This window comes from Pseudomonas sp. P8_229, from assembly GCF_034008635.1.
Taxonomy (GTDB): domain Bacteria; phylum Pseudomonadota; class Gammaproteobacteria; order Pseudomonadales; family Pseudomonadaceae; genus Aquipseudomonas.
Window position 1 is genome coordinate 5,132,415 of sequence record NZ_CP125378.1, and the last position, 23,059, is coordinate 5,155,473.

Consider the following 23,059-nt stretch of genomic DNA (forward strand, 5'->3'; position numbering starts at 1 on the left):
GATGAGACCGGTTTGCTGGCTGTATGTGCTGTGGTTGGGCATCTCGACCCTCTGCTGGGCCAGTGAACCGCCGCAGCGCCTTGAGCTGTTGACTCAGGCGGGGCTGGGGAATATCCAGCTCGCGTTCGACGAGCAGGACCGACAATGGCTACACCAGCACCCGGAAATACGCATGGGCATCTCCGGAGCGGATTACCCGCCGTTCGAAATCACCCGCAATCGGCAGGAGCTGGAAGGACTGACTGCCGATTACGCCGAACTGCTGGCGCAACTGCTCGGTGTGCGCATCGACGTGCAACGCTTCGCCAACCGTGACGCGGTGATGGCAGCGCTCAAGCGCGGCGAACTGGACTTGCTGGGGACCTCCAACAGCTTCGAACTCGTCGACCCGGACTTCATCCTGTCGCGCCCCTACGCCGAAGACCAGCCGATGCTGGTGACCCGACTCGACGAAACCTTGCCAGCGGATCTGGCGGGCAAGCGCATCGCCATGGTCGAGGACTATCTGCCATTGGCCAGCGTGCAGGCGTTCTATCCCCGGGCGAACGTGCAGCGCTACCCCTCGGCGATGGATGCACTCGGTGCGGTGGCGTTCGGGGTCGATGACGGGTACCTGGGTGACCTGATCAGCAGCAATTACCTGATCAACACCAACTACCGCAATGACCTGCAACTGGCCGGGCCATCGGGACTGGACGCTAACGCCTTCGGTTTCGCCCTGCTGCGCAGCGAACTCCGCCTCAAGCGCCTCATCGACAAGGCGCTGGCGGCGATTCCCATGGAACGTCGTCAGTTGATCGAGCAACGCTGGAGTGCGGGGCGCGCGCAAGTGGCCGCACAGTCTCGGGTACGCCTCAGCGCCAGCGAGCAGGAGTGGCTGGAGCAGCACCCGGTGGTACGAGTGGGAGTGATCGAAGACTTCGCACCGCTGACGTTTTTTGATGCCGACGGGCGTTTCAGCGGGCTGTCGGCGCAGCTGCTCAACCTCATCAGTCAGCGCACCGGGCTGCAATTCGAGGTGGTCCGTGGGCGGTCGCTGGACCGCCAGATCGAACAGCTCAAGGCCGGCGAACTCGATGTATTGCCGGTGGTGACGCCCAGCAGTGAGCGTGAAGCCGAGCTGCAGTTCACCCGTGCATACCTGAACAACCCGTTTGTGCTGGTCGGATCGACAGCGCCCCGCAGCCCGCGCAGCCTCGACGATCTGCAGGGCAAGCGGCTGGCGATCTATCGCGGTCATCCGTTGCGCGACTACATTCTGCGGCGCCTGCCCCGGGTGCGTCTGGTCGAGGTCAGCAGCCCCGCCGAGGGCATGGAACTGATTGTCAAAGGTCAGGCCGATGCGACCGTCAGTTCATTGCTGGTGGCGCGCTTTCTGATTGCTCGTCATTACCGTGAGCGGCTGCGCATCACCAACACCATTGGCGATCAACCAGCCCGCATCGCCCTGGCTACCGCCCCGCAAGGCTCGGCGCTGCACACGATCCTGAACAAGGCGCTGCTGAGCATCGCGCCCCAGCAGATGGACGAGTTGGTCGAGCGCTGGAGCCATGATGTGGTGGTGGAGGAGAGCTATTGGCTGCGCCATCGCCGCGAGATTTTCCTGGGGTTTGCCGCTGCGGCGGGGTTGCTGGTGCTGGCACTGGCCTGGATCGGCTTTCAGCGCTGGCAGTTGCGTCAGCGTCAGCAATGGTTGCGTCAGTTGCAGCAGGCCAAGGATGTGGCTGACGACGCCAATCGGGCCAAGACCACCTTTCTGGCGACCATGAGCCACGAAATCCGCACCCCGATGAACGCCTTGATCGGCATGCTCGAACTTGCACTCAAACGTGCCGAGGAGGGCGTGACCGACCGCCTGGCGATTCAGGTCGCGTCCGGCGCCGGCCAGCAGTTGCTTGCACTGATCGGCGACATTCTCGACATCGCGCGCATTGAGTCGGGGCATCTTTCCCTCGCGCCGGAGCGGGCCAACCTGCGCGAACTGGTGAGCTCGGTGTGCCGGGTGTTCGAAGGGCTGGCGCGACAGAAGCGCCTGGCGTGGTACATCGAGCTGGATGCGCAGAGTGACGTCGACGTGATGATCGACCCGACACGCTTCAAGCAAGTGCTGTCGAACCTGTTGAGCAATGCGATCAAGTTCACCGGGCACGGCCAGGTGAGCCTGCAATTGTCGGTGAGCGCGACACCGCTGGGGCTGTTGGCCGTGACAGTCGAGATTGCCGACAGCGGCATCGGCATCAGCGCCGAAGACCAGCAGCGCCTGTTCAGCCCGTTTGTCCAGGCCGGCAACCCTGGCCAGTCAGCGCGCAGCGGCTCGGGACTGGGGTTGGTGATCAGCCGCAGCCTCTGCGAAATGATGGGCGGCACCCTGCACCTGGACAGTACGCCCGGGCAGGGAACCCGGGTTGAAGTCAGCCTGCAATTGCCACGGCTGGCCGCGCGTGAGCCTGAGCTGGCAAGCCCTGAGGTCGCGGATAAGCCCACGTGCTCACTCAGCGTGCTGGTGGTGGATGATCACCCGGTCAACCGTCTGCTGCTGTGCTGGCAACTGAGTGAACTGGGCCATCGCACGGTCGACATCGAGGACGGTGAGCAGGGCCTGGAGCGCTGGCGGGCACAAGCGTTCGATGTGCTGATCACTGACTGCAACATGCCACGGCGCAACGGCTACGAGTTGGCTCGGGCGATCCGTGACGACGAGGCCGCGAGTGGCAGGGTGCGGTGCTTGATCCTCGGTTTTACCGCCAATGCGCAGATCGAAGAGAAGGTCCGCTGTCTGGAGGCCGGCATGGATGATTGCCTGTTCAAACCGATCCGCCTGGCTGATCTGGCGCTGGCGTTGCAGGGCGCCAGTCACCACGACAGTGAGTACGAGCCAAACCCGGTGCTGTCGCTGACTGAGCTCGATCTGAGCGCGCTGGAACAGATGGCCGGTGACGATCACGCGGTGATTCAACGATTGCGGGAGCAAGTGTTGCGCAGTCTGCAGGATGACCTGCAACGGCTGGACGCTGTGCGCCACCCCCAGAACCTGAGCGAATTGCGCACGCTGGCGCATCACATCAAGGGCGGCGCGCAGATGGTCGGTGCCGCACGAGTGGCGGCAGCTTGTGCGGATCTCGAACAGGCGTGTCGAGACACCGAAAGCCAAGCGGTCGAGCGCTCGGCCGATGCGCTGCGCGTGGCCATGCTCGGCCTCGCGCAACGTCTTCAGGCCTGAACGATCAATCCCACTGCGGGGCGATGCCTTTCGGGCTGGTCAGGCGCTGGCCGCGTTCCAGCGTGGCGATCAGCGCCATGTCGGCTTCACTCAGGGTCAGCGTTGTCGCGCCGAGGTTGCTTTGCAGGTTGGCGCGTTGGGTCGACGACGGAATCACTGCGTATCCTGACTGCATCGCCCAGGCCAGGGTGACTTGTGCCGGGGTGGCCTGCAGGCGTGCGGCGATCTGCTGGATCAGCGGGTCCTTGAGCACTTCGCCGTAGGCGAGGGTCATGTACGAGGTGATCTGGATGCCCTGGCTCTGGGCGAACTCGACCACTTTGCGGTTTTGCAGGTACGGGTGCAGTTCGATCTGATGGGTGGCGATGTTGTCGGCGCCGACTGCGGCGATCGCTTGTTGCATCAGCTCGATGGTGAAGTTGGAAATACCGATCTGCCGGGTCAGGCCCAGACGCTTGGCTTCCAGCAGCGCGCCCATGAACTCGGCGACCGGCACCTGGTCTTCCGGCGAGGGCCAGTGGATCAGCGTCAGGTCCAGGTAATCGGTTTGCAGCTTGTGCAGGCTTTCCTTGAGGCTGTCGATCAGGCGCTCCTTGGCGAAGTTGGCGACCCAGATCTTGCTGGTGATAAACAGCTCGTCGCGGGCGATGCCGCTGGCGGCGATGGCGTGGCCGACCTCGGCTTCGTTCTCGTAGATCTGCGCGGTGTCGATGGCCCGGTAACCGAGTTCAAGCGCGGTGCTCACCGAATCGATGACCACCTGACCTTGCAGGCGAAACGTACCCAGACCAAAAGCGGGAACAGACATTGATGACTCCAGGGTTGCAGTGGGAATGGGCAGGAGTATCCGCGTCTGCTTCCTTGAGAAAAACCGCTGGTGGGGCAAAGCACTGTTGAGCAGAAGTCATGAATCCAATATGGAGTTTGTGTTGTCTGGTCTGGCCCCTTCGCGAGCAGGCTCGCTCCCACAGGAGATCTGCGGTGTTCACAAATCCCCTGTGGGAGCGAGCCTGCTCGCGAAGGGCGCACCACCGATTCAGGCTATATCGCTCTGCGCAAACTCTTCCCCAAGAAAATCAATCAACGTGCGCACCGACGGCAGCAGTCCCCGGCGCGACGGGAAAATCGCGTGTACCACCCCGCATTTCGGCGCCCAGCCCGGTACCAGTTCCACCACGCGTCCGGCGGCAATGTCCTCACGCACCACCACGCTCGGCAGGTGCGCTACGCCGACCCCGGCGATGACCGCCTGGCGCAAGGCAATCAGGTCATCGGTGACCAGGCGCGGCGTATGCCGAATCACCGCCGTATTGTCATTCGGCCCGAGCAGCTCCCATTGGTATTCGCGCTGCGCCGCACCCCAATGCAGGCTCGGCAGGCCGTTGAGATCGGCCGGCGAGGGCGGTGAGGACAGGCGTTCGACAAACATCGGGCTGCCGACCACCGACTGGGTGCTGTTGCCCAGCACCTTCATCACCATGTCGGTGTTTTCCAGTGGCGGAAAACGTACCCGCAGCGCAATGTCGAAGCCTTCGTGCAATAGATCGACCCGGCGGTTGGTGCTCTCGATGAACAACTCGACCAACGGATATTTGAGCATGTAGCGGGTGAGCATCGGCCCGACCCAGGAGTTGAGCAGCGCCGTCGGGCAACTGAGACGCACCAGTCCTTGCGGCTCGGAGCGGTTGCGTTCGATCAGTTCGGCCGCGCTTTCGGCTTCGACGCGCATCGCCAGACAGCGCTGGTAGTACGCCTGGCCGATTTCGGTCAGCGAACAATGGCGGCTGGTGCGGTGCAACAGGCGCACGCCGAGGCGTTCTTCGAGCTCGGAAATGCGCCGGCTGAGTTTCGACTTGGGCATGTCCAGCGCCCGCCCGGCGGCGGCGAATCCGTGGTGTTCCACCACTTGAGTGAAGTAGTAGAGGGTGTTGAGGTCTTCCACCATCGTTCTCCAGATAGAACGCTAAGGCTGATTTTTGCAGTCTAGTGCATTAATGATCATGGATTTAAGCTTAATCCATCGCATCACTCACCCCAATTGGAGACAACCATGAAAAACATCATCGGTATCTACACCAGCCCGCGCGGCCATTGGGTCGGCGATGGTTTCCCGGTTCGCACACTGTTTTCCTACGACAACCTGGGCAAACACATCAGCCCGTTCCTGCTGCTCGATCACGCCGGCCCGGCGCACTTCACCCCGACCACCGAGCGGCGTGGCGTTGGTCAGCATCCGCACCGTGGTTTCGAAACCGTGACTATCGTGTATGAGGGCGAAGTGCAGCACCGCGATTCCACTGGCAGTGGCGGGGTCATCGGCCCTGGCGATGTGCAATGGATGACCGCGGCTTCCGGGATCCTCCACGAGGAATTCCATTCGGACAACTTCGCCAAAACCGGCGGCAAACTGGAAATGGTGCAGCTGTGGGTCAACCTCCCAGCCAAGGACAAAATGGCTGCGCCGGGCTACCAGACGATTCTCGACAGCGACATCCCGAGTATCGCACTCAAGGACAACGCCGGCAGCCTGCGCCTGATCGCCGGTGAGTTCGATGGCCACACCGGTCCATCACGCACTTTCACCCCGATCGACGTGTGGGACTTGCGCCTGAACGCAGGCAAATTGCTGACGCTCGATCTGCACGAAGGCCGTAACACCGCGCTGGTGGTGCTCAAAGGTTCGGTGCAGGTCAACGGTCTGGAATCGGTGCGCGAAGGGCAGTTGGCGCTGTTCGAGCGTGACGGCCATCAGTTGACACTCGAAGCCAGCCAGGACGCGATGGTGTTGCTGCTCAGCGGCGAGCCGATCGACGAACCGATCGTCGGCCACGGCCCGTTCGTGATGAACACCGAGCAGGAAATTCACCAGGCATTCGCCGACTTCCAGTCCGGCCGCTTCGGCCAGATGCACGCTTAACGCAAAACCACTCCGCTCTACACAGGACGCGTAGGCCGGTTCGAAGGCCAGGGATGGCTGTTGCCCAAAGAAAGAGGAAACGCCCATGAGCACTGTCTATGCAGCGAACTTCAATGGCCTGAAACCGACCATCGATCCCGACGACACCGCGATGTTGTTGATTGACCACCAGAGCGGTCTGTTCCAGATCGTCAAGGACATGGATGTGCCGCAACTGCGCGCCAATGCCGTGGCACTGGCCAAGGCGGCGACCTTGCTGAAGATGCCGGTGATCACCACCGCGTCCGTGCCGCAGGGGCCGAACGGGCCGTTGATCCCGGAAATTCATGAGGCCGCGCCGCATGCGCAATACGTGGCCCGCAAAGGTGAAATCAACGCCTGGGATAACGCCGAGTTTCACGCGGCAGTCAAAGCCACCGGCAAGAAAACCCTGGTGATCGCCGGCACCCTGACCAGCGTGTGCCTGGCGTTCCCGTCTATCGCCGCCGTGCACGAAGGCTACAAGGTGTTTGCCGTGGTCGATGCCTCGGGCAACCACTCGAAAATGGCCACTGATCTGACCGTTGCCCGTCTGGCCCAGGCCGGGGTGGTGCCGATCGACATCATGGCTACGCTTTCCGAGCTGCAAGGCTCGTGGAACCGTCCCGATGCCGAGCAGTGGGCGGCCGTCTACGCCCAGGCCATGCCGCATTATCAGTTGCTGATCGAGAGTTACCTCAAGGCTCAGCAAGTCGCGAACGAACACGAAGTGCTGGATTCGCAGCGCTGATCGTTTCATCCACGCCGACCGCCGGTCGGCTTTGACAACCCGCGAGGATTATTGCAATGACCACTCAATACAAACGTCTGGACAAAAACAACGCCGCTGTTTTGCTGGTCGATCACCAGGCCGGCCTGCTGTCGCTGGTGCGTGACATTGACCCGGACAAGTTCAAGAACAACGTGCTGGCGCTGGCCGATCTGGCCAAGTACTTCAAGCTGCCGACCATCCTGACCACCAGTTTTGAAACCGGCCCCAATGGCCCGCTGGTGCCCGAGCTGAAAGCGCTGTTCCCGGAGGCGCCGTACATCGCCCGCCCGGGTCAGATCAATGCCTGGGACAACGAAGATTTCGTCAAGGCGATCAAGGCCACCGGCAAGAAGCAACTGATCATCGCCGGCGTGGTGACCGAAGTCTGCGTGGCATTCCCGGCGCTGTCGGCGCTGGAAGAGGGCTTTGATGTGTTCGTGGTCACCGATGCGTCGGGCACCTTCAATGAGCTGACCCGCGAATCGGCCTGGAACCGCATGTCCAGCGCCGGCGCGCAGTTGATGACCTGGTTTGGCCTGGCCTGCGAGCTTCACCGTGACTGGCGCAACGACATCGAAGGCCTCGGCACGCTGTTCTCCAACCACATCCCGGACTACCGCAACCTGTTCACCAGCTACACCACCCTGACTAACGCCAAGTAATCAGCAACACCTCCATCCCCCCCTGTGGGAGCGAGCTTGCTCGCTCCCACAGGGTTTTTTGGGTGTTTTTGTGTGGGCGTTCATCCGCTGAAATCAATTACTCCTACACTTGCCCAATCTGTGCGATCTTCTCGCGATTGGCCCGTGCCGGAGTGCTTTGATGTTGTCTTTTTTGACTGAACATCCGTTGTTTTGCGCGTTGATCCTGATCCTCCTCGATCTGGGCCTGTGGCGCCTGATCAGCTCCCGAGGCAGCGAGTGGAAGCTGCTGGTGCGGGTGCTGATTTTCGGCCTGTTCAGCGCGGTATTGTTCAACGAAGGCCTCAACCCGATGGAGCCGGCGCCGTGGGCCGACAACGTGCCGCTGCACCTGGCGGCGACCGGGTTGCAGATCGGCTGGTGGCTGTTTGGTGCGCGCACCCTGACCGTGCTGATCGGTGCGGTGATGATGCAGCGAGTCGGGCACACCGGGCGGCTGTTGCAGGACTTGCTCGGTGCGGTGATTTTCCTGATCGCGATCATCGCGGCGCTGGCCTACGTGCTGGATTTGCCGGTCAAAGGCGTGCTGGCGACGTCCGGGGCCTTGGCGATCATCGTCGGTCTGGCGTTGCAGAGCACCCTGAGCGATGTGTTTTCCGGGATCGTGCTCAACACCACCAAGCCGTATCAGATCGATGACTGGATATCCATCGACGGCACCGAAGGTCGGGTCATCGACATCGACTGGCGCGCCACGCGGCTGCAAACCAGCCAGGGCAGCATGGCGGTGATTCCCAACTCACTGGCGGCCAAGGCCAAGATCATCAACTTCAGCCGGCCGAGCAACATGTTCGGCCTGGCCGTCAGTGTGCAGGTCAGCCCGCATGCGCGCCCGACCACGGTGATCGACGCGCTGGAACGGGCGATGCAGGGCTGCCGTCCGCTGCTGGACAATCCTTCTCCGAGCGTCGCGCTGAAAAGCTCCGGCAGCACCGGGGCCGAATACGAAATCAGCGGTTTCGTGTCGTCGATGGACCAGAAACGTCCAGTGCGCAATCAACTGTTCGATCTGGCCTATCGGCACTTGCAGGCGTCCGGGGTCAATCTGTTGTCGAGTGTGGAGCCGAACGCGCCGAGCAGCCTGTCGCGGCCACGGGCGCTGCTCGACAGTTCGCCGATTTTCTCCACCCTGCGCCAGGAGGAGAAGGACACCTTCAGCCAGAACATGACCCTGCAGACCTTCCGTGCCGGCGAGACGATCCTTGAAGCCGGGGAGGTCAGCGATCATCTGTTCATCATCGAATCCGGCGTGGTCAGCGTGACCTTGATCCGCCATGGCAGCCCGTTCGAATCCGGGCGCATGGGGCCGGGGGAGGTGATCGGCGAGGCCGGGATTCTGTCCGACTCGTCGGTGCCGGCCACCTTCGCGGCGAAAACCTTCTGTGCGCTGTACCGCATCGAGAAGAGCTACCTCAAACCCTGCCTGGATGCCCGCCACGACATCAACGAGGCGATGAAAGCCTTGCTCGATTACCGGCTGCACAAGGCCCAGACACTGACCCAGGACGTGCCGGCCGTGGCGGCGAAAACCGGGTTCCTGCAGTGGTTGCGCAATCGGGTGTGACAGGGTGGTCTACTCGTCTTCCGGGAGATTGGCTATTTGCCCGGGGCAGGGTCGGGTCTACCTTAGGCACACATTCACTGGCCCCGGAAACTCACCATGAAAGCTCGTACCGATTTCTACACCGCTTCCCCAGACGCCCTGAAAGCGATGATCGCGTTGGAAACTGCGGTCTCGAAATTGCCGCTGGAAAAGACCCTGGTCGAACTGGTCAAGCTGCGCGCTTCGCAGATCAACGGCTGTGCGTTCTGCATCGACATGCACACTGCCGATGCGATCAAGGGCGGCGAAACCCCACGCCGGTTGTTCGCGGTGACGGCATGGCGTGAAGCGCCGTTCTTCACCGAGCGTGAACGCGCTGCGCTGCTGTGGACCGAATCGCTGACCCAACTGAGCCTGACCCACGCCCCGGACGAAGACTACGACATCGTCGCCGCGCAATTCACGCCCAAGGAAATGGTCGATCTCAGCGTGGCGATCAACACCATCAACAGCTGGAACCGCCTGGCAGTGGGCTTCCGCAAAACCCCACAGCTCTGACAGTTCACGGTCGATAACTGTGGGAGCGGGCTTGCTCGCGAAGGCGTCGTGTCAGTCACATTAGTGGTTATCTGACACACCGCTTTCGCGAGCAAGCCCGCTCCCACAGTGGAAAGTGCATACCCCTCAGAAGGGTGATCAATGCGCATCCGCACTCGGCGCGGCCGGTGGTTGTACCTTGCGCATCAAGGGCACCATCACCGTGGCGATGATGAAGCACAGCATGATCATCAGGAAGGTGTCGCCGTAGGTCTGGGTCTGCGCCTCACGGTACGTCAGCAGCCACAGTTGATGCAGGCCGGCGGTGATCCCGACGTCACCGCTCTGGCCCAGCGTCGCGAGGTTGCCGGAGACCTGCGACAACCATTGATTCATCGCCTCGTTGCTACTGTTCAGATGCTCGGCCAAGCGGGTGAAGTGCAGGTTGGTGCGGTCGTTGAGAATGGTCGCGCACGCCGCAATACCAATGGCGCCGCCGAGGTTGCGCATCAGGTTGAACAGCCCCGAAGCGTGCTTCAAGCGTGCCGGTGCCAGTCCTCCCAGCGTCAGTGTCACCGCCGGCGGCACCGCCAGTTGCTGGGCGATCCCGCGCAGCGCTTGCGGTAGCATCAACTGAGCGGCACCCCAGTCGTGGGTGATCGGACTGAACTCCCACATCGACACGGCAAACAAGCCTAGCCCGATCATCATGATCCAGCGCAGATCCATGCGATTGGCGAGAAAGGCGTACAGCGGAATTGCCATGATCTGGAACACCCCGGTGGAAAAAACCGCCAGTCCAATGTCCAGCGCGCTGTAACCGCGCACCCGCCCGAGAAACAGCGGCGTCAGGTAAATCGTCGCGAACAGACCAATCCCGGTGACAAAGGAAAAGAAGCAGCCGAGGGCGAAGTTACGGTCCTTGAGGGCGCGCAGGTCGACGATCGGATTGGCCACATGCAAGGTGCGACCGATAAAGGCCAGACCCGCAAGGCCGCTGATCCATGCCGTGGTCAGAATCGTCTGATCGCTGAACCAGTTCCAGCGCGGGCCTTCTTCGAGGGTGTATTCCAGGCAGCCGAGAAACAGCGCGAGAAACACCATGCTCAGGTAGTCCGCGCCCTTGAGCAGCGACAGTTCCGGCTGGTCGATCTTCACCAGCATCGGCACCGCCACGGCGACGAAAATGCCCGGCACCAGGTTGATGTAGAACAGCCAGTGCCACGAGGAAATATCGGTGATCCAGCCGCCGATAACCGGACCCAATGTCGGCGCCAGTGACGCCACCGCGCCGATGGTTGCCGCGGCGATCACCCGTTGTTTGCCGGTGAAGAAAAAGAACGCCGTGGTGAACACCAGCGGGATCATCGAGCCGCCGAGAAAACCTTGCAGCGCGCGAAAGGCGATCATGCTCTGGATGTTCCAGGCCACCCCGCAGAGCAGGCTGGCCAGGGTGAAGCCAACCGCCGAAGCGCAGAACAGCCAGCGCGTGGAGAACACCCGCGACAGCCAGCCCGACAACGGAATCACGATGATTTCGGCGATCAGGTAACTGGTCTGCACCCACGCGGTTTCGTCGGTGCCGGCCGAGAGTCCGCCACCGATGTCACGCAGCGACGCCGAAACAATCTGGATGTCGAGCAGGGCAATGAACATGCCGATGCACATCGTGGCGAAGGCGAACACCTTGGTCGCGGTGGCCATGTCCGCTGCGTTGAACGGTTGCGCCGGGGCAGCAAGGGCGGTGCTCACGGTGCGACCGCCACGGCGCTGGTTTCAGCTTGTGCGCGGGTATCGACTTCAGCAGTGACTGACAGCCCCGGCCGCAGATGGCCGAGCACGCCATCGGCCGGGTCGAGGAGGATTCGCACCGGCACCCGCTGGACGATTTTGGTGAAGTTGCCGGTGGCGTTCTCCGGCGGCAGCACGCTGAACTGCGAACCGGTGGCGGGGGCGAGGCTGTCGAGGCGGCCGTGGAATTCCTGGCCGGAGAGGACGTCGGCGCGGATGCTCACCCGCTGTCCGGGTTTCATCCGTGCCAGTTGATCTTCCTTGAAATTGGCATCGACCCACAGCCCACTGGCTGGCACCACCGACAACTGTTGCGAACCGGCCTGGGCATAGGCGCCGACCCGCGCGCGGCGGTTGCCGATCACTCCGTCGACCGGCGCGCGCAGCTCGGTGTAGCCGAGGTTCAACTGCGTCAGATCACGCTCGGCCCGGGCTTGTTGCAGGGCGGCGCGGGCCTGTTGTTTCTGGGTATCGATTACCGCCAGTTGGCGTTGAGCCGCGAGCAGTTCGGCCTGGGCTCTGGCGCTCAGGGCTTGCGCTGTCTTGAACGTGGCGTCGGCGCGCTGGGCACTTTCCACCGACACGGCATTGGTGCTCACCAGCCGTTTGTAGCGGGTGTTGTCGTCCCGCGAGCGAGCGGTTTCGGCACCTGCCGCATCGATGCCGGCGCGGGCCTGGCCGATAACCGCTTGCTGCAACTGTTCGGTGGCGTCGAGGTTGGCCAGCAACGCTTCTTCGGCAGCCACGGCGCCTTCGGCTTTGGCGAGGTTGGCGCGGTAGTCCCGCGCGTCGAGGCGGATCAGCACGTCGCCAGCCTTCACCGATTGGTTGTCGCTGACCAGCACTTCTTCGATGTACCCGGCGACCTTCGGGCCGATCACCGTGACGTCGCCACCGATGTAGGCATCGTCGGTCTCTTGCAGAAAACGCCCGGTGCCCCACCAGTGCGCGGCGTACACGCCGACCACCACCAGCGTGATCAGGCCGGCGCCGGTCAGCAGCAGACGTTTGCGCAGTGGCGGTTTGGTGTTGGTCACCACTGCAGACAGATCGGGCTTGAGGGTGGGCATACTGGTCATGGCGTAATACCTGCGCAAATGGATCGTTATTACGGACGTAATATGACGCGAGTAATATTTTGTGGCAATTGAATTTTCATTCCGGTCGTCAGTTGCTTATTTCAGCCAGTGGCCGGGGGTGGTGCCGCTCATGGCCTTGAAGAACGCAATGAATGCGCTGTCGCTGGCAAACCCCAGTTCGTATCCGCAGTAACTGAGGCTGCGTCCGGTGGCGAGTAACTCCATGGCGCGCATCAAGCGCCACTGCTGGCGCCATTGCTGATAGCTCATGCCGGTTTCACGCTGGAAGATCCGCCCGATGGTGCGGCTGCTGGCGCCGATCTGTTGTTCCAGCAGTTGCAGTTCCGGAGGCAGTTGTTCGGGGGTCGACAGCAGCGGCGCCAGGCGTTTGTCCCGGGGCAGGGGAAGCAGCATCGGCTGTTGTGCGGCTTCCCGAATCTCACTCAGGCACAGACCGAGCAGATGAAACAGTTTGCCATGCTGCCAATTACTGGCGAAATCGGCCTGGGCCATCGGCTCCAGTACTGCCCGCAACAATGGGCTGACCTCAATCACGCACACCTGTTGCGGCAGCTCGCGGCACAGTTCAGGCAGCAGCCAGATCGAGCGGTAATCGACGCTCTGTTGCATCACCGCACGATGGCTGACACCCCCGGGAATCCATGCTGCCCGCGACGGCGGCAACAGGCACAACTGCTGCGCCAGCGTGATGCGCGTGCAGCCTTGCCGGGTGTAGAGCAATTGCCCGCGCTGATGGCAATGCAGGCCTGAGTCGTGATCGCCAAGGGTGGAGGCGATGCCGATGACCGGTGCGCTGAAGTGATCAGGGTCGAAGGTTGCGTGGGCGTCGAGCCAAGCCATGGATTGTCCGGTTTCAACGATAATTTGTCAGGGTTTGGATAATACGCCAGTCGATAGTTTTTAAACTCTTCGGCGCTTTCACTTGAAGAGAAACGTCGATGAACAACAGATCTCTATTGCTGCTGGCGATTGCCCTGCTGATGTTTCCGCAGATAGCCCAGACCCTCTACAGCCCGGCGCTCGGCGATATCGGCCGAGCGTTCGGCGTCGGGCCGCAAGCGGCGGCGCAGACCTTGTCGGTGTATTTTCTGGCGTTCGCCTTCGGAGTGGTGACGTGGGGGCGAGTGTGTGACCGGATCGGTCGGCGCCCGGCGATGTTGGCCGGTCTGGCGATCTGCATCGTGGCCTGCGTCATCGGTTTGAGTGTGCGCAGTTTCAACGGCTTGTTGCTGGTCCAGGCCCTCGCGGCATTTGGTGCTGCGGTCGGTTCGGTGGTCACCCAGACTCTGTTGCGCGACCGCTTCCAGGGTGCGGAACTGGCGCAGGTGTTTTCGCTCGTGGGCATGGCACTGGCGGCCAGTCCGGCGATTGGCCTGTTCAGTGGCGCAGGGCTGGTGCATGGTTTTGGGTATCGTGGGGTGCTCGCGGCCTTGCTGTTGATCGCGTTGGCGTTGTGGCTATGGAGCTGGTGCGCCTTGCCGGAAACCCGCCCGTGCGCACGGACCAGCATGGGGCTGCTGGACACCCTCGTGCGCATGCTGGGAGATGCCGGTATCTGGCGCTCGGCGCTGTGGATCGCCGCGTTCAATGTGGCGCTGTTCAGTTACTACAGTCTCGCACCGTTCCTGTTCGAGCGACTCGGCCTGAGTAGTGCAGCGTTCGGCTACAGCGGGGTGATCCTCGCTCTGGGCTCAGGGTTTGGAGCATGGCTCAACCAACGGTTGTTGCGGCGCGGCTGCAACGCACTGCAACTGATTCGCCTCGCCGCCATCTGCAGTTTGCTCGGTGGTCTGGGCGTGTGGCGGCTGCAGGACAGCGGCGCATTCGTATTGCCGATGTTGCTGGTGGTATTGGCCTTCGGCATGGCCATCCCGAATGTTCTCGGTTCGGCGCTGGTCAATTACGCCGATCGCCTGGGCACCGCCGGGGCACTTCTGGGGCTGCTTTATTACCTGTTGATCGGTGCCGGACTGATGCTCGCCGGCTGGGTGCAAGCCCTCGGGGAAACCCTGATAGCCTGCAGCGGCGTGGCTTTGCTGCTGACCTTCAAGGCTGATAAATCAATTGTTTAAGAAATGTAAGCGTTGTAGGAAGCGTCTTGCATTTGTGTAGGAAGGCTCTGACTATCACTCGCATTGATGAGGTGGCATTACGCCATTTTATGATTGCAAGGATGTTGCGTGCCGTATTCGCTTCGCGCTGTTTTTCGTCGTCGTTCCACGCGTTGCCCGCTGTTGTCGGCCGTTGTGTTGAGTGTGTGTGCCTCCTCCATTCAAGCGGCTGACCCTGTCGCGCCGGGCCAGGAAGTGCTGCGCCAGCAGCAACAGCAACAGCGCGATCTGCAACAACTGCAGTTGGAGCAACGCAAGCGTCAATTGGAGCGCGGCGCGTTCGGCCCGGCGCCCGCCACACCGGCGATCCCGCAGACGGTTGCTCCCGATGAACGCTGCTGGCCACTGAGCGGCACGCGCATTGGCGGCGTCACCCTGATCGACAGCGACAAACTCAACGCACGGATCAAACCGTTGCTGGCGCCGTGCATGGGCGTCGGCCAGATCAACCATTTGCTGGCGACCATCACTGCGAGCTACGTTGAAAAGGGTTACATCGCCAGCCGCCCGTACCTGTTGAGCGCACCGGCGGCGGGGCAGTCGCTGGATATCATGATCGACGAGGGCTACATCGAGTCCATCGAACTGGCCGACCAGAGCCTGCCGGTGTCGCTGGGCGGCGCGTTCCCGCATATGCTCGGCCAGCCGTTGAACCTGCGCGATCTGGAGCAGGGACTGGATCAGTTGAACCGCTTGCGCTCGATCGACCTGACCGCCGACATCGCCCCGGGCAGCCAGCCCGGCGCGTCGCGGATTATCCTGCGCTCGCGCACGGCCGGGCAGTCGCGCTGGGCGTTGGGGCTGGGAATCGACAACCTCGGCAGCGCCAGCACTGGGCGTGATCGCAACAGCGTCAGTCTGAGCGTCGACAGCCCGTTGCAACTCAACGATCTGTTGAGCCTCAGCGCCAGCGACACCTTGAATCAGGGGGATCGCTACAACCGCAACGCCAGCCTGTATTACGCGATTCCCTACGGCTACTGGACCTACAGTGTGTTTGCCAGCCACGCCGAATACCGCGCGCCGTTCAAACTGCCCAGCGTGACGTTTCACAGCACCGGCATCACCGATCAATTGAGCCTGCGCGCCGACCGCGTGTTGTGGCGCGACCAGAGCCGCCAGCTCAGTGCCAACCTGCAACTGGCACACAAGGACGTCGACAGTTATCTGGAAGATGCCCGTCTGGGCATTCAAAGCCCGACCCTGACCGTGGCCGAAGCCGGACTCAACCTGTTCTGGCTCGACCGGGCGGTGTGGAACCTCGACTTCACCTACTCGCAAGGCTTGCGCTGGCTCGGCGCCGATGACGACGCCAATCATCAAATCGACAACTTGCCCAAAGCGCAATTTCGCAAGTACCGCGCCGGCCTCAGCCAGTGGCGCAACGGCCAGTTCGGCGCGCAGGCCTGGCAGTGGCAGAGCCAGCTCAATCTGCAATACAGCCCTGACCCGTTGCCGGCCATCGAACAACTACTCGGCACCGACGATTCAGCAGTGCGCGGCTATCGGGTCAACAGTGCATCCGGGGCCAGCGGCGCGATCTGGCGCAACACGTTGCGCCTGCCGCTGCGCACCGACTGGCCGGTGCAGATCACCCCGCGTGTTGGCCTGGACAACGGCTGGCTCAAGGCCGACCACGGCGCGCCGGGCCAACGCCTGAGCGGCGCCAGCGTCGGCTTGAACCTGGGCTGGAAGAATCTGCAAGTGGACGTCGATTACCAACGCGCCCTCAACACCCCCAACGGCTTGCAGCACGAGCCAGAGACCTGGCTGATGCGCGTGGGGTTGCAGATATGAGCACCACCGAGACTCATCAAACAGTGAACAAACAGCCGTCGGATCTGAGCGCGACAGCCACGGCCAATACTCAATCGCGCGCCGTGATGCCGTACTTACATGGAGACGTTTTTATGCCAGCACACACCTTTGCATTCCATCTTTCTCCTCGGGGCAAATTGCGCTGGGCGATCGCCAGCCTGTTCTTCGCCGTGCACCTGCCCAGCGCCATTGCCGGCGGTGTGGTGGTCGCTCCCGGCCCCGGCGGCACCGCGCAATTGCAGACCCAGGGCGGCGTGCCCATCGTCAACATCGTCGCGCCCAACGGCTCGGGCCTGTCGCATAACCAGTTCCTTGACTACAACGTCGACCGTCAGGGCCTGGTGCTGAACAACGCCTTGCAGGCCGGCCAATCGCAGCTCGCCGGGCAACTGGCGGCCAACCCGCAACTGCAGGGGCAGGCGGCGAGCGTGATCCTCAACGAGGTGATCAGCCGCAACCCTTCGGCGATCAATGGTGCCCAGGAAATCTTCGGCCGCGCCGCCGATTACGTGCTGGCCAACCCCAACGGCATTTCGGTGAACGGCGGCAGTTTCATCAACACGCCGAACGCCAATCTGGTGGTCGGTCGTCCGGAGCTGCACGACGGCAAACTGCAGGCTCTGAATACTCGTGATGCCAGCGGCCAGTTGCAGATCCAGGGCGGTGGCCTGCGCAACGGTGAGGGTTCGATCAACCTGATCGCCCCGCGTATCGACAGCCAGGGCGCGATCAATGCGCGCGATCAACTGAACCTCACGGTCGGGCGCAATCAGCTGGATTACGCCAGCGGTCAGGTGAAAACCGCGGACCCGGCGGGCACTACCTCTGACCAACGCATCGACGCCAGCCTGTTCGGTGCGATGCAGGCCGGGCGCATCAATATCGTCAGCACCGCCGAAGGCGCGGGCGTGCGGGTGGGTGCGGTGCAAGTGGCCGGACGTGACGGCGTGCAGATTCGTTCTGCCGGCGATCTCAGCGTCAGCGGTGAAGCCATTCCCAACAGCCTTGAAGTGACCCGTGCCGGTATCCGCAGCAGTCAGGGCGATGTCGGCTTGCACAGCGGCAAGGATCTGACGCTGGCCGCTGCCGATGTCAGCGGTCGCGACGTCAGCGTCGATGCCAAGCGCAACCTGACCCTGAGCACCGTCGAAAGCCGCAGGCTCCAGGAAAAACGCGAAAACTGGAACAACAGCACCATCGGCATCACTTGGGAAACCTACGACCGCACCCAGACCGACAGTGATTCGCGCCAGCACGGCAGCCAGATCGTCGCCAGCCGCGACGCGAAATTGTCCTCCGGCAAAGACACTGAACTCAAAGCCGCCAAGGTCGAAGCGGCGAAGAATCTCGATGTGCAGAGCGGCGGCGATCTGCGCCTGACCGCAGCCACCGAAAGCCGCACGCAGACCGATCAGGGCAACCACCGCAAGCACCTGTGGAAGGCCGACTGGAACAGCAGCAGCGAAGAACAGCGCAGCATCGGCAGCCAGTTGAAGGGTGGCAATATCGCCCTGCAAACCGCTGCCTTGTTGCGTTCCGAAGGCGCTGAACTGAACAGCGCTGGCGATGTGAAACTGGCGGGCAAGCAAGTGGACGTCACCACGGCCACTCGCACCAACCGCAGCAACAACAACAGCTACTCCGGCGACCTGGTCGGCGGTGGTTTCTTCGGCAAGACCGGTGACGCCGACAAGGGCCAGACCCAGCATCAGGGCAGTAAAATCAACGCGGCGGGCAAACTGATCGTCAAGGCTGACGACGTGCGCATCAGCGGCAGCCAGGTCCGTGGCGGCACCGAGGCCAGCGTGATCAGCGACCAGGGTTCGCTGGTGATCGACGGCGTGCAGGACACCGCGCACAGCAACAACCACGACAAGGACAGCAAGTTTTTCGGCATCACCAAGGACGAGACGCGGCAGAACTCCAAGGACAGCACCACGGTGCGCAGCGAGTTGGTTTCCGACAGCAACCTCAAGCTCAAAAGCGCCAAGGACATCGAAGTGGCCGGTTCCACGGTCAAGGCCGGCGGCGTGCTGACGGCGGACGCGGCAGGTGATGTGAACGTGCATGCCACGCAGAACAGTCACGACAGCAGCTCGACCACCGAGACCCGTGGCTTCGATGCCTACGCCAAAGAGCAAACGCCGGAGCAATACCGCGCCGGGGTGCATTACGAAGACAAACAGCAGACCGTCACCCGCAACGACGTCAACCAGCAAGGCTCAAGCCTCAGCGGTGGCAGCGTGCAGGTGAACGCCGGCGGCGATCTGACCATCAAGGGCAGTGAGGTCAAATCCACTGCGGGCGACACCACGCTGAGCGGCAAGAACGTGTCGTTGCTGGCCGAACAGGATAGCCACAAAACCTCGACCGATACCTCCAGCACCGGCGGTGGTTTCTACTACACCGGCGGCCTCGACCGCGCCGGCAGTGGCGTCGATTTCGCCCACGGCACCACACAAGACACCAGCAGCAAGACCACCGCGCAAACCACCGCTGTGCAGAGCAGCGGCGCCCTGAACATCAACGCCGACAAACTGCTGACCGAAGGCGCGCAGGTCAAGGCCGGCAACGGTCTGAACGTCGCGGCCAACGAGATCGATAACCGCGCCGCCAGCAACACTGAAAGCAGCACGCACAACCAGAGCAACTGGTCGGCGGACATCGGCGCCAACGTCGAGTACAAGGACATCGCCCGCCCGATTGCCGGTGCGGTCAAGGATGTGCTCAACGGCAAGGTGCCGGACAAGGAAGCCCTGAGCAATCTCGGCCAGCCGAACGTCGGCATCGACGTGGCGATCGGTCACGGCAGCGCCGACAAGACCGAGCAGAACAGCACCGCCGTGGTCAGCCGTTTCGACGGTGGCAGCGTCGATGTAAAAACCGCCGGCATCCTGCACGACCAGGGCACGCAGTACAGCGCCAGCAACGGCAAGGTCAACATCAGCACTGACAAACTGGTTGCCGATGCAGCGAGCAACACTCACAGCAGTACCGATAACTCAGTGGACGCCAAGGTCGACGTGCGGGTCTACACCAAGACCGGCGAAGACGTGAATGTCGCCGGCAGCGGCGCCGGTGGCAACAGCTACAGCAGCAAGGACAGCAGCACGGCGGTGGTTGGCGGCTATGCCGGCAACCAGGGCGTGAACATCAATGTCGGGGGTGACGCGCAGTTCGCCGGCAGCCGTTTCGATGGCGGGCACGGCGGTGTGAACATCAAGACGGGCGGTGATCTGGCGCTGAATCAGGCCAATGACCGCCAGAGCAGCAGCGACTCCAGCCTGCGCGGCAACGGCTCGCTGACGGTCGGCACCTTGCCGGGTACCGACGGCACCAACGTCGACCTCGGCGCCGGGTTCCAGCTTGACCACACCGGCAAGCAAACCACTGACACTCAGGCCCACGTTGCGAGCATCAGCGGCAACGGTGCGGTGCAACTGAGCAGCGGCGGCAATCAGGTCCAGCAAGGCACGAAGATCGACAGCGCCGGCGCCATCGATCTGCACGCTGACGGCAAGCTCGATCTGCAAGCGGCCACCGATACACACACGGCGACCGGGAGCAATCTCGGCGGCGGTTTGAAGGGCGGCGGCAGCAAATCCAGCAGCGAGAAGAGTCGCGATCAGGGCGGCAATCTGAGCGGTAACTTCAACATCGGTCGGGTCAACGAAAACTCGCAGACATTGACCGGCGGCCAGCTCAACAGCCAGAGCAATGTCGCGTTGAGCGCTGACGCGGTGCACCTGCAAGGCACGCAAGTCGGTGCGCCGAACGTCAACATCGATGCGCAGAAGGGCGGTTTCGTCCAGGAATCGGCGCAGTCCACCGAGAGTCGCAACAACTGGAGCGTCGCGCTGAATGCCGGCGGCAACCTGAGCAGCAAGACTCCGACCGCTGCCGATGAAAAGGCCAGCAGCGATCACGGCTTCAACGCCGGGGCCAAGGTTGGCGTCGATTACCTGCAAGGCACCAGCCAGCAGAACAGCCAGATCAAGGCTGACACTGTGGTGCTGAACAGTGCCGGTGATGCACAGCTGTCGGGGGTGCGGATCGACGCGAATACGGTCAGCGGCAAGGTTGCCGGTGATCTGACCGTCGACAGCCGTCAGGACTCGAAAACGCTAGCCAAGGTCGATGTCGATCTGGGTCTGACCGCGAAGAAAAATCCACCGAGCGACAAGGAAAAACTCGCTGGCACCGACTACAAGCCGACGCTGAAGGCGCAAGGCGAATACACGCACAAGGACAGCGTGGCGCAGGCGTCCGGCATCAGTGGCAATCAAGGTGTGAAGTTGAACGTTGGTGGTGGCACCCAACTGACCGGCGCGCGGATATCGGCGAGTGACGGCAAGGTCGATCTGGGCGGTTCGAAGGTCGGTAGCAGCGACCTGGTCAACCGTGAGTATGGCGTGAAAGCCGGGCTGGACCTGCCGCAGAAAACCGAGGAGAACACACCGAAGGTGTCGTTCGATAACGGTAATCTGAAAGTCGGTCCGGTGACCCTGAGCGGCAATCTGGACAGCCAGACCCTGCAAGCCGGGATCGACGAAAAAGGCTAAACCACACCGCTGTAAAAACTGTGGGAGCGGGCTTGCTCGCGAAGGCGATGATTCAGTCGATAAATCAGCTGACTGAATTGACGCCTTCGCGAGCAAGCCCGCTCCCACATTAGTTTTCTGTCTCGACCAGATCCGACTATTAGTTCGAAGCCTTCGCCTTACCCGCATTCATCAGCACGATCACCGCCAGCAGCGCGGACAGGATCGAGCCCAGCAACACCCCAACCTTCACCGAGTCGACCAGATGCGGTGCGCCCGGGAACGCCAGCGCGCCGATGAACAGGCTCATGGTGAAGCCGATCCCGCAGAGCAGGGCGACGCCGTACAGTTGCAGCCAGCTCGCGCCTTGCGGCAGTTGCGCCAGACCACTGCGAATCGCCAGTGCGCCAAGGCCGAGGATGCCGATCTGCTTGCCGAACAACAGGCCCAGCGCGACGCCCAGCGGTACCGGCTCCAGCAGGTTGCTCGGGGAAATGCCGGTCAACGACACGCCAGCGTTGGCGAAGCCGAAAATCGGCACCACGGCGAAGGCCACCCACGGATGCATTTTTTCTTCGAGATACAGCAGCGGCGAGTTGTGCTCGTCCTCCGGATTACCCAACGGAATGCACAGCGCCAGAATCACCCCGGCGAGGGTCGCGTGGATCCCCGATTGCAGCATGAAGAACCACAGGAAGGCACCGGCGATCAGGTACGGCCAAAGCTTTCTGACCCCGCAGCGGTTGAGGATCACCAGCAATGCAATCACCGCCAACGAGGCCAGTAGCATGCTCACCGACAGGCCGCTGGTGTAGAAAATCGCGATGATAACCACCGCACCCAGATCATCGAGGATGGCCAGCGCCGACAGGAAGATTTTCAGCGAAACGGGCACCCGTTTGCCCAGCAGCGACAGCACGCCCAGGGCGAAAGCAATGTCGGTGGCGGCGGGAATCGCCCAACCGCTCAGGGTCTCTGGATTGCCCCAGTTGATGGCGACATAGATCAGCGCCGGCACCAGCATCCCGCCCAGCGCGGCGAAGCCCGGCAGCGCGCGCTGGCCCCAGGTCGACAACTGACCGGCGAGCATTTCGCGTTTGATTTCCAGGCCCACCAGCATGAAGAAGATCGCCATCAGGCCATCATTCACCCAATGCTCGATCGACAAGCCGGCGATCTTGATGTGCAGGGTCGAGAAATACGTGGCCGCCCAAGGCGAATTGGCGATCAGCAGTGCGGCGAGCGCAGCCGCCATCAGGATCAGGCCACCGGCAGATTCGGCAGCGAAAAAACGGGAGAGAAAGGCCATCGCAGACGGCGAGCCCTGACGGGCTTGGGTAGCATGCAGGCGTGACGGATCGTGGCTCATAGGCACGGCAACTCCGCGCGGCGGCCCGACCTGCGCTGAATTAAACCTGCCCTGCCGCGTTGTTGCGGTGGCACCCGGGCGGCATTTTACACAATAGGCGGGGGCTTGGGGGAACGCGGGTGCAGTTTCGGCGCTGTGTGTCGTCGGCCAACAATTTCTCGATATGAAGAAACGGGCTTCCAGAAGTGTGCTTAGCTGTACGCCGTTCGTTTCAGCCTCTGACCCTCTATAAAAATGAAAATACCCTTCATCGTTTTACTCGGCTTTGTATCCGTCATTCAAACATCCCTGTCCTTCGCGGAAAATGCCAATGGCAAGAATCTCTATACACAGCGCTGTGCCGTGTGCCACGGCGCAGATATCAAGGCGACAGGGCCATTGGCCAACAAAAGCAAACCGCCGACACCTGACCTGACAACCTCCGCGTTCAAGAAGCGCCTGAATGATTATCCGGGCGTTATCGTGTCCTCGATCATCCTTCGCCCCAACGGCAACCTGATTCCCAAAACCTTGCAGGAGAACGGCGTAAAGATCGCGCCGCACGCCTGGAGCGTTCAGGATTTTCGCGATCTGCATCAATACATGAGTGAGGTGATTGCAAAATCACGCTGATCCCGGGAT

At 62.2% G+C, this 23,059-nt stretch carries 16 protein-coding genes; 10 read left to right on the forward strand and 6 right to left on the reverse strand.

Annotated elements, in window-relative coordinates:
* The first annotated feature begins 1 nt into the window (after nt 1).
* Nucleotides 2-3,220 carry a transporter substrate-binding domain-containing protein gene (locus tag QMK55_RS23120; protein ID WP_320330027.1) on the forward strand — a complete coding sequence of 1,073 codons (3,219 nt, stop codon included), beginning with the start codon at nt 2-4 and terminating at the stop codon, nt 3,218-3,220.
* Between the two features lie 4 nt (nt 3,221-3,224).
* Here the strand turns inward: QMK55_RS23120 and dkgB are convergent, their stop codons facing one another.
* A complete protein-coding gene (dkgB, locus tag QMK55_RS23125) occupies nt 3,225-4,028 on the reverse strand; it encodes a 2,5-didehydrogluconate reductase DkgB (RefSeq protein ID WP_320330028.1) in 804 nt (267 codons plus the stop codon).
* Nucleotides 4,029-4,256: 228 nt separating this feature from the next.
* Nucleotides 4,257-5,165, reverse strand: a complete 909-nt coding sequence (locus tag QMK55_RS23130) for a LysR substrate-binding domain-containing protein (RefSeq protein ID WP_102355759.1) — start codon at nt 5,163-5,165, stop codon at nt 4,257-4,259.
* Between the two features lie 105 nt (nt 5,166-5,270).
* Here QMK55_RS23130 and QMK55_RS23135 point away from each other — a divergent pair, with 105 nt between their 5' ends.
* From QMK55_RS23135 to QMK55_RS23155, 5 genes are all read left to right on the forward strand, one after another.
* Nucleotides 5,271-6,137: a pirin family protein gene (locus QMK55_RS23135; protein WP_102355760.1), complete on the forward strand. Its 867-nt coding sequence runs from the start codon at nt 5,271-5,273 to the stop codon at nt 6,135-6,137.
* A gap of 85 nt (nt 6,138-6,222) precedes the next feature.
* The gene (locus QMK55_RS23140) at nt 6,223-6,906 is read left to right on the forward strand and encodes an isochorismatase family protein (RefSeq protein WP_102355761.1); all 684 of its coding nucleotides are present in this window, start codon (nt 6,223-6,225) and stop codon (nt 6,904-6,906) included.
* Nucleotides 6,907-6,962: 56 nt separating this feature from the next.
* Nucleotides 6,963-7,589 carry an isochorismate family cysteine hydrolase YcaC gene (gene ycaC / locus QMK55_RS23145; RefSeq protein ID WP_320330029.1) on the forward strand — a complete coding sequence of 209 codons (627 nt, stop codon included), beginning with the start codon at nt 6,963-6,965 and terminating at the stop codon, nt 7,587-7,589.
* Between the two features lie 160 nt (nt 7,590-7,749).
* Nucleotides 7,750-9,192, forward strand: a complete 1,443-nt coding sequence (locus QMK55_RS23150) for a mechanosensitive ion channel domain-containing protein (RefSeq protein ID WP_320330030.1) — start codon at nt 7,750-7,752, stop codon at nt 9,190-9,192.
* Nucleotides 9,193-9,288: 96 nt separating this feature from the next.
* Nucleotides 9,289-9,729, forward strand: a complete 441-nt coding sequence (locus QMK55_RS23155; RefSeq protein ID WP_102355764.1) for a carboxymuconolactone decarboxylase family protein — start codon at nt 9,289-9,291, stop codon at nt 9,727-9,729.
* A gap of 138 nt (nt 9,730-9,867) precedes the next feature.
* Here QMK55_RS23155 and QMK55_RS23160 read toward each other — a convergent pair whose 3' ends face one another.
* The 3 genes from QMK55_RS23160 to QMK55_RS23170 all read right to left on the reverse strand — a co-directional run bounded on the left by QMK55_RS23160 (nt 9,868) and on the right by QMK55_RS23170 (nt 13,439).
* Entirely contained in the window at nt 9,868-11,460 is a 1,593-nt protein-coding gene (locus QMK55_RS23160) for a DHA2 family efflux MFS transporter permease subunit (protein WP_102355765.1), read from the reverse strand.
* Entirely contained in the window at nt 11,457-12,578 is a 1,122-nt protein-coding gene (locus tag QMK55_RS23165) for an HlyD family secretion protein (RefSeq protein WP_102355766.1), read from the reverse strand. The genes QMK55_RS23160 and QMK55_RS23165 overlap by 4 nt, the downstream gene beginning before the upstream one ends.
* Nucleotides 12,579-12,674: 96 nt before the next feature.
* A complete protein-coding gene (locus QMK55_RS23170) occupies nt 12,675-13,439 on the reverse strand; it encodes an AraC family transcriptional regulator (protein WP_102355767.1) in 765 nt (254 codons plus the stop codon).
* 98 nt (nt 13,440-13,537) lie between these two features.
* Between QMK55_RS23170 and QMK55_RS23175 the strand changes: the two genes are divergently transcribed.
* The 3 genes from QMK55_RS23175 to QMK55_RS23185 all read left to right on the forward strand — a co-directional run bounded on the left by QMK55_RS23175 (nt 13,538) and on the right by QMK55_RS23185 (nt 21,090).
* A complete protein-coding gene (locus QMK55_RS23175; RefSeq protein ID WP_102355768.1) occupies nt 13,538-14,671 on the forward strand; it encodes an MFS transporter in 1,134 nt (377 codons plus the stop codon).
* Nucleotides 14,672-14,779: 108 nt separating this feature from the next.
* On the forward strand, nt 14,780-16,507 hold the full coding sequence (locus tag QMK55_RS23180; protein ID WP_320330031.1) for a ShlB/FhaC/HecB family hemolysin secretion/activation protein: 1,728 nt from the start codon (nt 14,780-14,782) through the stop codon (nt 16,505-16,507).
* Between the two features lie 113 nt (nt 16,508-16,620).
* Nucleotides 16,621-21,090, forward strand: coding sequence for a hemagglutinin repeat-containing protein (locus QMK55_RS23185; protein WP_320330032.1), 4,470 nt, complete (start codon nt 16,621-16,623; stop codon nt 21,088-21,090).
* A gap of 139 nt (nt 21,091-21,229) precedes the next feature.
* On the opposite strand, the gene nhaA is transcribed toward QMK55_RS23185, so the two are convergent.
* Complete coding sequence (gene nhaA / locus QMK55_RS23190) at nt 21,230-22,438, reverse strand: Na+/H+ antiporter NhaA (RefSeq protein WP_320330278.1); 1,209 nt, start codon at nt 22,436-22,438, stop codon at nt 21,230-21,232.
* Nucleotides 22,439-22,672: 234 nt separating this feature from the next.
* Between nhaA and QMK55_RS23195 the strand changes: the two genes are divergently transcribed.
* Nucleotides 22,673-23,050 (forward strand): c-type cytochrome, encoded by a 378-nt coding sequence (locus tag QMK55_RS23195; RefSeq protein ID WP_102355772.1) that lies wholly within the window; start codon nt 22,673-22,675, stop codon nt 23,048-23,050.
* The last annotated feature ends 9 nt before the right edge of the window (nt 23,051-23,059 follow it).

What these genes read in the sequence shown, in the direction of transcription:
- QMK55_RS23120 (WP_320330027.1), top strand. Translation starts at nt 2, where the DNA reads ATGAGACCGGTTTGCTGGCTGTATGTGCTGTGGTTGGGCATCTCGACC.
- dkgB (WP_320330028.1), bottom strand. Translation starts at nt 4,028, where the DNA reads ATGTCTGTTCCCGCTTTTGGTCTGGGTACGTTTCGCCTGCAAGGTCAG.
- QMK55_RS23130 (WP_102355759.1), bottom strand. Translation starts at nt 5,165, where the DNA reads ATGGTGGAAGACCTCAACACCCTCTACTACTTCACTCAAGTGGTGGAA.
- QMK55_RS23135 (WP_102355760.1), top strand. Translation starts at nt 5,271, where the DNA reads ATGAAAAACATCATCGGTATCTACACCAGCCCGCGCGGCCATTGGGTC.
- QMK55_RS23140 (WP_102355761.1), top strand. Translation starts at nt 6,223, where the DNA reads ATGAGCACTGTCTATGCAGCGAACTTCAATGGCCTGAAACCGACCATC.
- ycaC (WP_320330029.1), top strand. Translation starts at nt 6,963, where the DNA reads ATGACCACTCAATACAAACGTCTGGACAAAAACAACGCCGCTGTTTTG.
- QMK55_RS23150 (WP_320330030.1), top strand. Translation starts at nt 7,750, where the DNA reads ATGTTGTCTTTTTTGACTGAACATCCGTTGTTTTGCGCGTTGATCCTG.
- QMK55_RS23155 (WP_102355764.1), top strand. Translation starts at nt 9,289, where the DNA reads ATGAAAGCTCGTACCGATTTCTACACCGCTTCCCCAGACGCCCTGAAA.
- QMK55_RS23165 (WP_102355766.1), bottom strand. Translation starts at nt 12,578, where the DNA reads ATGACCAGTATGCCCACCCTCAAGCCCGATCTGTCTGCAGTGGTGACC.
- QMK55_RS23170 (WP_102355767.1), bottom strand. Translation starts at nt 13,439, where the DNA reads ATGGCTTGGCTCGACGCCCACGCAACCTTCGACCCTGATCACTTCAGC.
- QMK55_RS23175 (WP_102355768.1), top strand. Translation starts at nt 13,538, where the DNA reads ATGAACAACAGATCTCTATTGCTGCTGGCGATTGCCCTGCTGATGTTT.
- QMK55_RS23185 (WP_320330032.1), top strand. Translation starts at nt 16,621, where the DNA reads ATGCCAGCACACACCTTTGCATTCCATCTTTCTCCTCGGGGCAAATTG.
- nhaA (WP_320330278.1), bottom strand. Translation starts at nt 22,438, where the DNA reads ATGAGCCACGATCCGTCACGCCTGCATGCTACCCAAGCCCGTCAGGGC.
- QMK55_RS23195 (WP_102355772.1), top strand. Translation starts at nt 22,673, where the DNA reads ATGAAAATACCCTTCATCGTTTTACTCGGCTTTGTATCCGTCATTCAA.